The following is a 14,452-nucleotide window of genomic DNA, read 5'->3' as shown; positions in this document are numbered from 1 at the left end:
ATCCGATTAGAGACAAACAAAAGTACCAGTAGCGCCATGATTTGGATCCTGACCGAAAGAATCATGGACCTAATTCAGCTCCACCATAACCAGCTCAGCCATTTAGTCACTTCCTCATTGCCCGGTCACGGTCGGTGGGTTCCGGAATCACCAGATTGCGGCCCCAAGCTCCGGCGAACTCTCTAACAAGGAGAAAAATGAACAATCCAAACCATCGGAGATCAGGAAAGGCTGCGCTGGCAACAATTGCCGGCCTGGCCTTGGTCTCCAGCATGTGGACCCCGGCTGCGGCCGTTGAGGGGAACACACCGGGGGATCCGACAGCCCAGGGACTTCCCCGGGTAACGCCGGATTTGAAAGTCTCTACAGATTTGAAGACGAAGCAGGGCCCAGTGTCCGTCTTCGTCCAGTTCACGGGCAAGGGCGCCTTTGAACAGACCCAGCCGCAGGAAGTCCGGGACGGATTCGCTGCACCGCTCAATAAGGCCCCGGAAGTCCAGCAGATCCGGGCTGCCATTGAAGCGCAGGCTGAGGAAGTTGCAGCGCAGGCTTCATCGAGCATCATCTACACCACCACCAATACCCTTCCGGGCGTAGCCATCAACGGAGACGCCGAAGCCATCCGTGCCCTGGCAGCCCGCGGGGACGTCGCCAAGATCACCGGTATCGTCCCCAAGACCTTCGACAACAAGGGCGGGGATATCGACGTCCGCGCTCTGGACTCCTGGGTTCAGCGGGACCAGACCGGCGAGGGTGTCACCATCGCCGTGCTGGATACCGGACTGGATTACACCCACTCCGATTTCGGCGGCCCCGGCACCCTTGAGGCTTTCGCCCAGGCGCAGGCCTCCGACACTGTGCCGGCCGCGGACTCGGGCCTCTATGACCCGGAGAAGTTCGCCGGCGGCTGGGACCTGGTGGGCGACGAATACAACGCGGATCCCTCGGATCCAGCACTGTACAGCCCCATTCCGAAGCCTGACGCGAATCCTCTGGACTGCCAGAGCCACGGCTCGCACGTGGCGGGCACCGCCGCGGGCTACGGCACCAACGCCGACGGCACCACCTTCAGGGGCGACTACTCAGCGCTCACCGCCGAGGACGTCAACAAGATGGGAATCGGCCCGGGCACGGCACCCGAAGCCAAGATTGTCGGCATCCGCGTCTTTGGCTGCGAAGGCTCCTCCGAAGTTGTCGGCCAGGCCCTGGACTATGTCCTTGACCCCAATAACGACGGCGACTTCAGCGACCGCGCACAGGTCGTCAACATGTCCCTCGGCTCCAGCTTCCCTGCCTATGACGATCCCGAAAACGACATCGTCAACGCCCTCACCGCCCAGGGCATCCTGTCCGTGGTCTCCTCCGGTAACTCCGGAGATATCTACGACATTGGCGGCTCCCCCGGCAGCGCCGAAACCGCACTGACCGTGGCCAACAGCGTCGGCTCCCAGACCACTCTGGACGCCGGTCAGGTTGTTGCCCCGGCAGAAGCCGTCGCAGCCGGCCAATACACCGCCAGCTTCAACTACGCCAATGCTTCGACCGAGGCTCTGACGGGAACCGTCGTCATGGGCCCTGAGGGTGACAACTCCGACGGCTGCGCACCGCTCGACGCCGGCGCTGATGCCGGCAAGTGGGTCTGGCTTTCCTGGGATGAGAATGCGGCCACCCGCGAATGCGGTTCCGGCGTCCGCTGGAACAACGCAGCAGCAGCCGGTTACGCCGGCGTCGTCATCGACTCCACCCTCAATGGCTTCAGCGCCGGCATTGCCGGAAACGCCGCCATCCCGGGCATGCAGTTCACGGCCAAGACCTCCGAGGAACTGCGTCCCGCCGCCGAGGCCGGAACCCTTGAGGTCCGGCTGGATCCGACCCTCGTGGGCAGCGTGACCGGCGAGTCCGGTGCACTCGATACCCTGAACGACAGCTCCTCGCGGGGCGTCCACGGTACCAACGGCGTCATCAAGCCCGACGTCGCTGCACCCGGAACGCAGATCAAGTCCGCACAGGTAGGCACCGGCAGCGGAGCTTCCATCAAGAGCGGCACCTCCATGGCCGCCCCGAACGTTGCCGGCCTTGCCGCGCTGGTTGTGGGCGCCACGGATTACAACCCGTATGAGGTCAAGTCGATCATCATGAATACGGCCACCCATGACCTCCTGACCGGCGACGGAGTGGCCTACGCGCCGAACCGCGTTGGTTCGGGCCGCGTGGATGCGCTCGATGCCCTGAACACCAAGGTCTTCGCCTACGCCACCGACCAGCAGGGCCTGACGTCAGTCAACTTTGGTGTCCTGGAAGTCGGTGCCTCCCCGGTTGAACTCTCACGTTCGGTGACCATCGAGAACAAGGGCGATTCCCCGAAGACCTACACGGCCGAGTACCTCGAAGCCACCAAGGTTCCGGGAGTATCGATCACTGTTGACGGCGGTCCGGTAACGGTCCCCGCCAACGGCAAGACCGAAATTGCCGTCACCCTGCGTGTTGACGATCCGGCAGCACTGGCCAAGACCATTGACCCGGCCGCTGAGAAGGATCAGCTTGGCGTTCCCCGCCAGTACCTGGCTGAAGCCTCCGGCCGCCTGCAGCTGACCAGCGACGACTCGGTCCTGCGGGTTCCGGTGTACTCGGCTCCGAAGCCTGTTTCGGACCTCAAGACCGGTGGCAAGATCACGTTCCCGAGCGCGGACGCCCTCTCCACTGCAGCCACGTTCAACGGCCGTGGCCTTGCCCAGGGCGAGAAGAGTGAAGGCTACGTCTCACTGGTCACCCCGCTGGTCCTCGGTGCAGAAAGCCCGCGCCGGACCAACCTGGCACTGGAGTCCCTGTCCTCACTGGACCTGCGGACTGTGGGAGCGTCCTCCAATGCACCCGCACTCGCAGCAGCGGGCGCGGATGTAAATGCAGCGGACCTGACCATCGGCCTGAGCACGTGGCAGAACTGGGCCACGCTGAACAGCAACAGCCAGATCCAGGTCGAACTGGACACCGACTCGGACGGCAAGGCCAACTTCGTTGCCCTGACCGCCCGGGCCACCGGCCTGGACCAGACCGTGTTCCAGATCCTGTCCGTGGAAAACGATGAAATCGCTGCTCCGCTGGACTTCCTGGGACTGGCCAACGGCCAGTTCGGTGATGTTGATACCAACATCTTCGACACCAACGTGGTGACGCTTCCGATCCCGGCCGCTGCACTGGGCCTGGACCTGAGCACCTCGGCACCGATCAACTACCGCGTCATGACCTCCAACGTCATGAACGTGGATGAGAGCGGACAGATGGTTCCGGTCGATTCCACCGACTGGATCGCCTTCGACGTCGCACAGCCCGCTGTGTGGTTCAACGGCACGGAGGGCAGCGAAAATGTCAGCACCTTCGTTGCACAGGACAAGACCGTTCTGGGTGTCAACCGCCAGGCGGGCACCACGGACGCCAAGGCCCTGTTCCTGCAGCACCACAACGCCGAAGGGGTCAAGGACCAGGTCACTCCGATTGAGGTGGGCGCCCTGCGCTTCTCCGACGTCGCCGGAACCAAGTTCGAGACTGAAATCAACTGGATGGCCGATCAGGGCCTGACCACGGGTTATGCGGACGGTACCTTCCGCCCGCTCGGCTCGATCAACCGTGACGCCATGGCGGCGTTCCTTTACCGCCTGGCCGGATCCCCGTCGTACAACGCGCCGGCGACCAGCCCGTTCACGGACGTAGCCACGGATAACCAGTTCTACAAGGAAATCTCCTGGCTCGCCGAGACCGGCATCTCCACCGGTTACCCGGACGGATCCTTCCGCCCGCTGGCTCCGGTCAAGCGTGACGCGATGGCTGCGTTCATGAACCGGTTCGCCGGCGAGCAGTGCTCCGTTGAGGACGCCTCGGGCTACAAGTCCCCGGGTGCGGCTTCCTTCACCGACGTTGCCACGAACAACCTCTTCCACAAGGAAATCTCGTGGATGAAGGATTCGGGCGTTTCCACAGGCTGGCCGGACAGCACGTTCCGTCCGCTTGAGGATGTCTCGCGTGAAGCCATGGCGGCGTTCATCAACCGCCTGGACGGTTACACCACCGACAACGGCGGTAGCTGCAAGTAAGCACCAGCGGTTACAAAACAGCGGGCCCGGGAGATTCTCCCGGGCCCGCTGTTTTGCTGTCCTGCGCTGGTGTTATTTCAGCAGCCTGGACATCCGGCGGTCCGCCAGCAGCTTGCCGCCGGTCTGGCAGGTGGGACAGTACTGCAGTGAGGAATCGGCGAAGGAAACTTCACGAACCGTATCCCCGCACACCGGACACAGCTCCCCTGTTCGGGCGTGCACCCGCAGGGCCCGGCGTTTGGAATCCTTGAGTTCAGCCGCCGGACGACCCGCGGCGTTCTCATTCGCGGACTCCAGTACCGCACGCATGGCCTGGTAGAGCCGTTCCACTTCCTCCGGATGGAGCTTGGATGCGTTGGCGAAAGGTGAGAGGTGCGCCGCGTGCAGGATTTCATCGCTGTATGCGTTGCCGATTCCCGCGATCACTGACTGGTCCCGCAGCAGCCCCTTGATCTGGCCCCGGTGCCCGGCCACCAGCGCCGCGAACGTCTCGAAGCCGACGTCGAACGCCTCCGGTCCCAGCCGCGCAATGCCTGGCACCTCCGCCGGGTCCCGCACCAGATACACGGCCAGGGACTTCTTGGTTCCGGCTTCGGTGAGGTCGAACCCCGGCTCATCACCGCCCGCCTCCCGGGATGCGAACCGGACCCGCAGCGCCATCCGCCCCTTGCCGGGACGCAGTTTTCCAGGCTTGAGCGCGTCCGACCACCGCAGCCAGCCGGCCTTGGCAAGGTGCATCACCAGGTGCGCTCCCCCGGCGGTAATGATGAGGTACTTGCCCCGGCGCTCCACAGCCGTCACAGGTCCCGCCTGCAGTGCGTCGAGCGGGACGCCGGCAGTTTTTAGCACAGCGAAGGAAAGCACTTCAACATCGGCCACCCGGGCCGGCGGCGCGTCCTCGGGCAGCAGCTTGGTCCGCAAAAAATCGGCCAGTCCCTGCACTTCCGGCATCTCAGGCATGCATACACCCTAGACGGTCTGCCAGACTGCAGAACAGATCCACATTTCCACCGCCCAAGAAAGGCGCCACATGATCGAGATCCTGAACCCGGCCGAAGTAGCAAAGGCGCGGGTCACCGGCAGACTGGTCGCAGACATCCTGCAGACCCTGAAAGAGCGAGCCGCCGTGGGCACCAACCTGCTGGAGATCGACCAGTGGACAGCCCGGATGATCCAGGACGCCGGTGCAGAATCCTGCTACGTGGATTATGCCCCGTCCTTTGGCCGCGGACCGTTTGGGCATTACATCTGCACGGGCGTCAACGATGCAGTGCTGCACGGCCTGCCCCACGATTACGAGTTGCAGGACGGGGATCTCCTGAGCCTGGACCTGGCCGTAGCCAAGGCCGGAATTGCCGCCGACTCCGCCATCAGCTTCATCGTGGGAGACACCAGACCGGCACAGAGCGTTGAGCTGATCACCGCCACCGAGCGCGCGCTGGCTGCCGGAATTGCCGCCGCCGGACCGGGGGCACGCATCGGTGACATCTCATCCGCGATCGGAACGGTGCTCACTGATGCCGGGTATCAGGTGAATACCGAGTTCGGCGGCCACGGCATCGGGTCGACCATGCACCAGGACCCGCATGTCCCCAACACGGGCAGGCCGGGACGCGGTTACACGCTCCGGCCGGGACTGATGCTGGCACTGGAACCGTGGATCATGGCTGACACAGCCCAGCTCACCTTCGATGCCGACGGCTGGACGCTTCGAAGTGCCACCGGCGCCCGCAGCGCGCACAGCGAACACACCATCGTCATAACAGACGAGGGCGCCGAGGTCCTCACGCTGCCTTCGTCGTCGTAACTGCGGGCGCTGCGCTGCGGTCAGTCCCCGGCGTGGGCCTGCAGGAATGAATACACCTCTGTCTCATCCACACCGGGAAATGCGCCCGGCGGCAGCGCCGCCAGAAGGTGTGAGTGGGCCCGGGCGCTGGGCCAGGCAAACCCCGACCACTGCGACGCCAATTCCCCCGGCGGCGTGCGGCAACAGTCCGGATCGGGACAGCGGGACTTGGACCGCTCGGTGGTGTCCCGGCCCCGGAACCACTTCACGTGCTGGTACGGCACGCCAATGCTGAGTGAGAACTTGCCGGCCGATCCCCGTTCAATGCGTGCCGTGCACCAGTAGGTGCCTGCCGGTGTATCGGTGTACTGGTTGAACGCACTGAACTGGTCCGGTACGGAGAATACCTCCCGGGAGGTCCAGTACCGGCAGATTGGCTGCCCCTCAATGGCGCCGGTGTGATCGGCAGGGAACGTCACGCCGTCGTTCTCATAGGCCTTGTAGACAATGCCGCTCTCGTGCACCTTCTGGAAGTGGGTGGGGATGCCCAGGTGTTCCGTGGCGAGGTTCGTGAACCGGTGCGCCGCGGTCTCGTAGGACACGGCGAAGGCATCGCGGATGTCCTCGACGGCAATCTCCTTGGCGGCCTTGGCCCGCTGCAGGAACTCCACGGTGGCCTTCTGGGGCAGCAGCAGTGCCGCGGCAAAGTAGTTTGTGGCCACCCGCTGGCCCAGGAACTCGCCGTAACTGCTGGGGGTTTGGTGCTGGAGCACAAAGTGGCCCAGCGCCTGCAGCAGCACCGAGCGCGGATCGTGGTCCGAACGCTGCGACTGCGTGAGATAGATCCGCCGGTTCTTCAGATCCGTGACGGACCGGGTGGAGTGCGGCAGGTCATTCACATGATGCAGGCTGAAGCCCAGGTGCGCAGCGATATCGGCGATCACATGCTGGGACAGCGGACCGGACGTGTGTCCCACCGAATCCAGCACCTTCTGCGCCTCGGCCTCGTATTCGGGGAAGTAGTTGTTCCGCTCGCGCATCATGGCCCGCAGCTCGCCGTTGGCCCGGCGCGCTTCCTCGGGCGTGGCCACCTGTTCATTGAGCCGGCGCTCGAGCTCCGCCTGCAGTCCCACCAGGGATTCGAGGACATCGATGGGCAGCCGGGAGCCGATCCTCACCTTCGGCAGTCCCAAGGACGCGTAGAGGGGCCCGCGCTGGGCGCGCTCCAACTCAATCTCAAGGGCAGCACGCCGGCTGGGCGGCTCGGCACCCAGCAGCGAATCGATGCTGACGTCCAGTGCGGCGGCCAGCGCCTGCATCATGCCCAGCTTCGGTTCGCGTTTGCCGTTCTCAATCAGCGACAGCTGGGAGGCCGCGGTTCCGACGGCGGCGCCCAGGTCATCGAGCGTCATCCCCTTGGCTTTGCGCAGGTGCCGGACGCGCCGGCCCAGGCTGATCACGTCCAAAGTGCGCTCCGCTTCGGACCCCGGAGCGGATTTGCGGGCTGCCGGAGCGGGCCGGTTCCATGTTGTGTCGGTCACAAATTCACATTATGCGAAGAACTGCATTTCTTGCCAGAGAAAAGCCCTAGAAAGGGGGTTGTTATTGCCGCAGAGTTGGTTGCACAGAGGAAATCACCGGTTGAAACGGCCGGAGATGCAGCAACACTTCAAGGAGACGTTGGTCATGACCCAGGAACAGAACACCGCACCCACCGCCGAGCAGCTTACTTCCGAATGGGCTTCGGATCCCCGCTGGGCCGGCATCGAGCGCGACTACACCGCCGACGACGTCGTGAAGCTCCGCGGCCGCGTCCAGGAAGAGCACACGCTGGCACGCCGCGGTTCTGAGAAGCTCTGGGACCAGCTCCGCAACGCCGGCGACGAGGGCTACACCAACGCCCTGGGTGCCCTTACCGGCAACCAGGCCGTGCAGCAGGTCAAGGCCGGCCTCAAGGCCATCTACCTCTCCGGCTGGCAGGTCGCAGCCGACGCGAACAACTCCGGCCACACCTACCCGGACCAGTCCCTGTACCCGGCCAACTCGGTTCCCACCGTTGTCCGCCGCATCAACAACGCTTTGCTCCGTGCCGACCAGATTGAGTTCGCTGAAGGTATCCAGAGCGTGGAGGACTACATGGTCCCGATCGTGGCCGACGCCGAAGCCGGCTTCGGCGGACCGCTGAACGCTTACGAGCTGATGAAGTCCATGATCCAGGCCGGTGCGGCAGGCGTTCACTGGGAAGACCAGCTCGCCTCGGAGAAGAAGTGCGGCCACCTCGGCGGAAAGGTCCTGATCCCCACCGGCCAGCATGTCCGCACCCTGAACGCCGCCCGCCTGGCGGCGGATGTTGCCGGCACGCCCACCGTCGTCATTGCCCGCACCGACGCCGAGGCAGCCACGCTCATCACCTCCGATGTGGACGAGCGCGATCAGGAGTTCATCACCGGCGAGCGCACCCCCGAAGGTTTCTACAAGGTCCGCAACGGGATCGAGCCCTGCATCGCCCGAGCCAAGGCCTACGCCCCGTATTCGGACCTGATCTGGATGGAGACCGGCACCCCGGACCTGGAGCTGGCCCGCAAGTTCGCGGAGTCCGTCCGCTCCGAGTTCCCCGACCAGATGCTGGCTTACAACTGCTCGCCGTCCTTCAACTGGAAGAAGCACCTGGACGATGACACGATCGCCCGGTTCCAGCGCGAGCTCGGCGCCATGGGCTTCAAGTTCCAGTTCATTACCCTGGCCGGCTTCCACGCCCTGAACTACTCCATGTTCGACCTGGCCCACGGCTACGCCCGCAACGGCATGAGCGCCTACGTGGAACTGCAGGAGAAGGAATTCGCTTCCGAATCCCGCGGCTACACCGCCACCAAGCATCAGCGCGAGGTCGGCACCGGATACTTCGATGCCATCGCCACCGCGCTGAACCCGACCGGAAGCACCCTGGCCCTGGCCGGCTCCACAGAGTCCGCCCAGTTCCACTAACCCCGGCTCTCAGAAGCCGGATACGGCGGGGGTGGCGGAATTTTCCCCACCCCCGCTGCGTCTATCCCACAGCTTTGAATCATCCCAAGGAGAACGCCATGAATGACCCAATCACCCTGAACGGTATTTCCCTCACCGCTCCCGCTGTGCGGCGGCAGGAGGAAATCCTCACCCCGCAGGCGCTTGATTTCGTCAAGGCACTGCACCGGGCCACGGCCTCCCGCCGGCAGGACCTGCTCCAGCAGCGCCAGGCCCGCCGGACGCAGATCTCCAACGGGGCCGATCCTTCCTTCCTGGCTGAGACCCGGTCCATCCGCGAAGACGATTCCTGGCGGGTGGCCCCCACGGCCCCCGGGCTGGAGGACCGGCGCGTGGAAATCACCGGTCCGGTGGACCGCAAGATGACCATCAACGCCCTGAACTCCGGCGCCAAGGTGTGGCTGGCGGACATGGAGGACTCCTCCACGCCGTCGTGGTCCAACGTCATCAACGGCCAGCTGAACCTGCGGGACGCCCTGGACCGCCGGATCGACTTCACCTCCCCGGAGGGCAAGGACTACAAGGTGCAGGGCACGTCCCTGACAGACCTGCCCACCATCGTGGTCCGCCCCCGCGGCTGGCACCTGCCCGAGAAGCACATGCTGGTGGACAACACTCCGATCGCCGGCGGCATCGTGGACTTCGGCCTGTACTTCTTCCACAACGCCCAGCGGCTGATCTCGCAGGGCCGCGGCCCCTACTTCTACCTGCCAAAGATCGAGAACCACCTCGAAGCCCGGCTCTGGAATGACATCTTTGTCCTGGCACAGGACCTCATGGGCATCCCGCAGGGCACCATCCGTGCCACCGTGCTGATCGAAACCATCACCGCAGCGTTCGAGATGGAGGAAATCCTCTACGAACTGCGGGACCACGCCGCCGGCCTGAACGCCGGCCGCTGGGACTACATCTTCTCGGTGATCAAGAACTTCCGCACCCGCGGACCCCGGTTCGTGCTGCCGGACCGCAACATGGTGACCATGACCGCTCCGTTCATGCGCGCCTACACCGAGCAGCTGGTGCGTGCCTGCCACCGCCGCGGAGCCCATGCCATCGGCGGCATGGCTGCCTTCATCCCCAACCGCAAGGACGCGGCAGCCAACGACGTCGCCATGGAAAAGGTGCGCGCCGACAAGACCCGCGAGGCGAACGACGGTTTTGATGGTTCCTGGGTGGCGCACCCGGACCTGGTTCCGGTGGCCATGGAGGTGTTCGACGGCGTCCTCGGCGAGCGTCCGAACCAGTTGGAACGCACCCGCGAAGACGTGGTCCCCAATGACAAGGCGCTGCTGGACGTCGCTTCCACACCCGGTGTCATCACCGAAGCCGGTATCCGCAGCAACATCGAGGTGGGCATCCGCTACATCGAGTCCTGGCTGCGGGGCAACGGTGCGGCCGCCATCAACAACCTGATGGAGGACGCCGCCACGGCGGAAATCTCCCGTTCGCAGATCTGGCAGTGGATCCATGCCTCGGCCGTCACGGACGAGGGCGAGATCATTACGCACCGTTGGGTGGAGGAACTGCTGGACGAGGAGTTCGGGAACCTGCAGCGTTTCGACGGCGACCGTTTCGAGGATGCCAGGGAACTCTTTGAAGAGGTTGCCTGCGGCGAGCAGTTCCCCACCTTCCTGACGGTGCCGGCCTACGCCCGGTTCCTGCACGAGGCAAAGGAACTGGAACCGGCCTAACCCTCCGCCGGTGCGGATACGCCTTCAATATCCGCACCGGCGAAGGACCGGGACCGTTTTTCCGTAAAGCGTTCCATGACGCTGCGGGAATGGGTCCCGGTCCTTTCTGCGTTGCAGGGGTTATGAAGATTGATATTTGGTCCGACATTGCCTGCCCGTGGTGCTACATCGGCAAGCGCCGCTTCGAGGCTGCCCTGGCAGCTTTCCCGCACCGGAATGAGGTGGAGGTGACCTGGCGCAGCTACCAGCTCGATCCCTCCCTGCCGGCTCACTATGACGGCACCGAGGTCCAGTACCTCAGCGAACGCAAGGGCATCGATCCCCAGCAGCTGGCCGGCATGCTGGAGCAGGTGACCGCCCAGGCCGCCGGTGAGGGCTTGTCCTACGATTTCGATTCCCTGGTGGTGGCCAACAGTTTTCCGGCCCACCGTCTGATCCATCTGGCCCGTGCAGAGGGCGGCTCCGAAGCGGCCGACGCCGTCAAGGAGGCGCTGCTTTCGGCCCACTTCGAGAAGGGGCAGGACATCGGGTCAACGGAGGTGCTGATCGGGATCGGTGCCGCAGCGGGCGTTGACCCGGACCGGGTACGCTCCATGCTGGCCACCGACGAATACACCGACGCCGTAAACGCCGACATTGCGCAGGCCCGGTCCCTCGGAGTCAGCGGCGTGCCGTTCTTCGTCCTCGATGAAAAGTATGGGATTTCCGGCGCCCAACCCGTCGAACTCTTCACCTCCGCCCTGGAACAGGCCTGGCAGGAATCCCACCCCCTGGTGAACCTCACGCCGGCCTCGGCCTCCGCCGACGGCCCAGCCTGCGGCCCGGACGGCTGCTAGGGACTTAGCCGGCAGGTTCAAGGACTGAAAATCACGATCCACACGCACGGGCGTAATATGGATAGGCCGACTATTCGGCCTATCCCCCAATCTCCAAGGTGCGTTCTCTTTGAAGTCCTCCTTTACCCAGGCGCTGGCCCGCGGCCTGAATGTCCGGCACATCCGCTTCATGGCGCTGGGTTCGGCCATCGGCACCGGACTGTTCTACGGTTCGGCGTCCGCCATCCAGTCCGCGGGGCCGGCAGTCCTGCTGGCCTACATGATCGGCGGCGCGGCTGTGTTCCTGGTCATGCGGGCGCTCGGCGAGATGGCGGTGCGGCATCCGGTCTCCGGCTCGTTCGGCGACTATGCCAGCCGCTACCTGGGCCCGTTTGCCGGCTTCATCACCGGCTGGACCTTCGCCTTCGAAATGGCGGTGGTGGCCATTGCCGACGTCACCGCCTTCGGCATCTACATGGGCTTCTGGTTCCCGGACGTGCCGCGCTGGATCTGGATTTTGGCGGTGGTGCTGCTCATCGCGGCGCTGAACCTGATGCGGGTCAAGGTCTTTGGTGAAACCGAGTTCTGGCTCTCCATCCTGAAGGTCAGTGCCATCATCGCCATGATTGTGGGCGGTATTGCGATCATCGTGTTCGGTTTCGGACTCGACGACGGCGCCAACCCGGGCATGGGCACTCTCCTGGGTTCCGGCGGTTTCTTCGCGAACGGCTTCTGGGGCCTGCTGGCGTCCTTCTCCATCGTGATGTTTGCCTTCGGCGGCATTGAGACCATCGGCATCACCGCCGGCGAGGCGGAGGATCCGAAGAAAGCCATCCCCGCTGCGGTGAACACCGTGCCGTTCCGGATCCTGCTGTTCTACGTCTGCACCCTGGCCGTGCTGATGATGATTTTCCCGTGGCAGGATATTGACGGCTCCACCAGTCCGTTTGTGCAGATCTTTGATTCGCTCGGCATTACCGCCGCGGCGCACATCCTCAACGCAGTGGTCATCACCGCCGCACTGTCCGCCATCAACGCCGATATTTTCGGTGCCGGCCGCATGATGTACGGGCTTGCGAGGCAGGGCCAGGCACCGGCGTCGTTCGCCAGAGTCTCGAAAAACGGTGTGCCCTGGATGACCGTGGCCACTATGGCGGGAGTGCTGCTGGCCGGCGTCGTGCTTAACGCCCTGCTGCCCGAATCGCTGTTCACGATCATCGCCTCGATTGCCACCTTCGCCACTGTGTGGGTCTGGCTGATGATCCTGCTGTCGCACATTTCGATGAAGCGCGACATCGCCCGCCGCAACCTGCCCGCCTCGGAGTTCGGTGTACCGTTCTGGCCCGTTGCTTCCTATGCTGCGCTGGCCTTCATGGTGTTCATTGTGGTGCTGCTCGGTGTCATGCCGGGCACCCGGGTGGCCCTTATCGTGGGCGCCGCCTGGATAGCGCTGCTCTTCGTGGCCTACCGTCTGTGGGTCCGAGGCGACGGACGGGTGCGGGCCGATCTGGCGGATGAAACGGTCGACTCCCGGGCGGATTCCTCGGCCTAAGAAACTAGACGGGCCGGGTGCGGAGCGCCAGCACGACGACGGCGGCTCCCACCCCCGCGAACACCGCCTCCAGCGGCTGGAATTCTATAAAGGTAATTTCCCACGCTTCCAGCCCGATCAGCGTGGCTCCGGCGGCGGCGGACACCAGATGTGCGGCCCGGTGGCGCCGCAGGGTGAGCAGCCCGGCGATCAGGTAGCCGCCTCCGCAGCCGGCTGCCAGAAGCAGGCCGGGGAGCCTCCAGTCGGTAAACGGAGTCCGCCGCAGCGCTGACGGGTCGGCATGCAGGAAAGCGCCGTCCGGCCGCACGGCCAGGAGAAGCCCGCCGCCAAGAGCCGCCGCGGACGTTGCAAATTCCAGTCCGATCAGTGCGCGCTCTTCCGTGGTGCGCCTCATCGCTAGCCTGCCGGCGGTGCCGGCGTCTCGGACATCCACGGGCAGCTCATCGGTCCGGCGGCTGAGGCCGAAACTTTATCCGTGGGCACCAGCGCCGCATACCCTGACCCCAGAACCACGTCCACCGTGGTGTCGGCCCGGTCATCCTGGACATACTGTGTTCCGGGGATCTGCTGCTGCAGCGTAAACGCAGCCTCTTCACCGTCCGGACCGGAGATGATGATAGCGGTCATGCCCTCGCGGTTGACCGAGCCGTTGCCCACGATTCCCTTTTGAAAGCCCCGCTGGGCGAGCGCTTCGGAGACCTGGGTGGCCAGCCCGGCGGTCGCCGTCGTGTTGTAGACATTCACTGTGATGGTGTCCGAATCCTGATAGGTAAACGGTCCCGCGGGACATTCCGTGGAGGCAACCGGTTTTGTTTCGGATTCCGGGAGGACAATCCAGCCCCGCAGGACAGCTAGGGCGAAAAGTGCTGCGGCCAGCAGCACCGCCAGAAGCAGGCCAATGACAATCCGGTGCCGCTGCTGCCGGCGGCGCGCCAGCCGCACCCTTGCCGCTTCATTCGCCTCCGCGTCAAACACGGCCCCGAGATCATCCTCCGTGACAATCCGGTGACCGTGCCATTCGGTGGGATCGCTCTTGGCTGCCCTGTTCCGGTGCTGCACACCGGAGGGCTTGTCAGTCATCGATCACCAGGACGCGTGCATGCAGGATGGTCCGCTGGTGCAGGGCGGTTCGCACCGCCCGGTGAAGTCCGTCTTCCAAATACATGGTGTCCCTCCATTGCACAACGTGCGGAAATAAATCTCCGAAGAAGGTGGAATCCTCTGCCAACAGGGCACCCAGGTCAAGAGTGCTCTTGGTGGTGACCAGCTCATCGAGCCGGACCTGCCGGGGAGGCACCGCTGCCCAGTCCTTGGGTGTTACATATCCATGGTCGGGGTAAGGGCGTCCGTCGCCAACAGCTTTGAAGATCACTAATACAGACTAAAGAAGATCTGCATCCTTTGAAACAGCGCACCCCGGCGGGGCGTTCGCATTCGGTTACAAAACGGTCACCGCGGACCCTGACGGGCCGGATCCTGCCTCCCACCAGCACAAA

11 protein-coding genes are annotated in these 14,452 nt (G+C 64.3%); 6 read left to right on the top strand and 5 right to left on the bottom strand.

The genetic code is table 11. The features are described 5' to 3' along the window. Nucleotides 1-197 precede the first annotated feature (197 nt). A complete protein-coding gene (locus CXR00_RS16085) occupies nucleotides 198-4,088 on the top strand; it encodes a S8 family serine peptidase (RefSeq protein ID WP_104055728.1) in 3,891 nt (1,296 codons plus the stop codon). A 72-nt stretch (nucleotides 4,089-4,160) separates the two neighbouring features. Here the strand turns inward: CXR00_RS16085 and CXR00_RS16080 are convergent, their stop codons facing one another. Next, on the bottom strand, nucleotides 4,161-5,048 hold the full coding sequence (locus CXR00_RS16080; protein ID WP_104055726.1) for an Fpg/Nei family DNA glycosylase: 888 nt from the start codon (nucleotides 5,046-5,048) through the stop codon (nucleotides 4,161-4,163). A 70-nt stretch (nucleotides 5,049-5,118) separates the two neighbouring features. Here CXR00_RS16080 and map point away from each other — a divergent pair, with 70 nt between their 5' ends. Next, complete coding sequence (map, locus tag CXR00_RS16075) at nucleotides 5,119-5,895, top strand: type I methionyl aminopeptidase (protein WP_104055724.1); 777 nt, start codon at nucleotides 5,119-5,121, stop codon at nucleotides 5,893-5,895. A 20-nt stretch (nucleotides 5,896-5,915) separates the two neighbouring features. Here map and CXR00_RS16070 read toward each other — a convergent pair whose 3' ends face one another. Continuing rightward, on the bottom strand, nucleotides 5,916-7,415 hold the full coding sequence (locus CXR00_RS16070; RefSeq protein ID WP_181032599.1) for a helix-turn-helix transcriptional regulator: 1,500 nt from the start codon (nucleotides 7,413-7,415) through the stop codon (nucleotides 5,916-5,918). 145 nt (nucleotides 7,416-7,560) lie between these two features. Here CXR00_RS16070 and aceA point away from each other — a divergent pair, with 145 nt between their 5' ends. From aceA to CXR00_RS16050, 4 genes are all read left to right on the top strand, one after another. After that, nucleotides 7,561-8,859, top strand: a complete 1,299-nt coding sequence (gene aceA / locus CXR00_RS16065; RefSeq protein ID WP_181032408.1) for an isocitrate lyase — start codon at nucleotides 7,561-7,563, stop codon at nucleotides 8,857-8,859. Nucleotides 8,860-8,957: 98 nt separating this feature from the next. Beyond that, nucleotides 8,958-10,589 carry a malate synthase A gene (aceB, locus tag CXR00_RS16060; protein ID WP_104055719.1) on the top strand — a complete coding sequence of 544 codons (1,632 nt, stop codon included), beginning with the start codon at nucleotides 8,958-8,960 and terminating at the stop codon, nucleotides 10,587-10,589. 122 nt (nucleotides 10,590-10,711) lie between these two features. Further along, a complete protein-coding gene (locus CXR00_RS16055; protein ID WP_104055718.1) occupies nucleotides 10,712-11,425 on the top strand; it encodes a DsbA family protein in 714 nt (237 codons plus the stop codon). A 169-nt stretch (nucleotides 11,426-11,594) separates the two neighbouring features. Next, nucleotides 11,595-12,956 carry an amino acid permease gene (locus tag CXR00_RS16050; protein WP_104055944.1) on the top strand — a complete coding sequence of 454 codons (1,362 nt, stop codon included), beginning with the start codon at nucleotides 11,595-11,597 and terminating at the stop codon, nucleotides 12,954-12,956. A 4-nt stretch (nucleotides 12,957-12,960) separates the two neighbouring features. On the opposite strand, the gene CXR00_RS16045 is transcribed toward CXR00_RS16050, so the two are convergent. The 3 genes from CXR00_RS16045 to CXR00_RS16035 are packed head-to-tail and all read right to left on the bottom strand — an operon-like array spanning nucleotide 12,961 to nucleotide 14,328. After that, on the bottom strand, nucleotides 12,961-13,350 hold the full coding sequence (locus tag CXR00_RS16045; RefSeq protein WP_104055715.1) for a hypothetical protein: 390 nt from the start codon (nucleotides 13,348-13,350) through the stop codon (nucleotides 12,961-12,963). 2 nt (nucleotides 13,351-13,352) lie between these two features. Continuing rightward, a complete protein-coding gene (locus CXR00_RS16040; protein WP_104055712.1) occupies nucleotides 13,353-14,036 on the bottom strand; it encodes a LytR C-terminal domain-containing protein in 684 nt (227 codons plus the stop codon). Next, nucleotides 14,029-14,328, bottom strand: coding sequence for a type II toxin-antitoxin system VapB family antitoxin (locus CXR00_RS16035; RefSeq protein WP_104055710.1), 300 nt, complete (start codon nucleotides 14,326-14,328; stop codon nucleotides 14,029-14,031). The genes CXR00_RS16040 and CXR00_RS16035 overlap by 8 nt, the downstream gene beginning before the upstream one ends. Between the last annotated feature and the right edge of the window lie 124 nt (nucleotides 14,329-14,452).

Source organism: Arthrobacter sp. 9E16, assembly GCF_002929435.1.
GTDB lineage: Bacteria > Actinomycetota > Actinomycetes > Actinomycetales > Micrococcaceae > Arthrobacter_B > Arthrobacter_B sunyaminii.
This window is presented reverse-complemented; position numbering and strand designations above follow the sequence as displayed.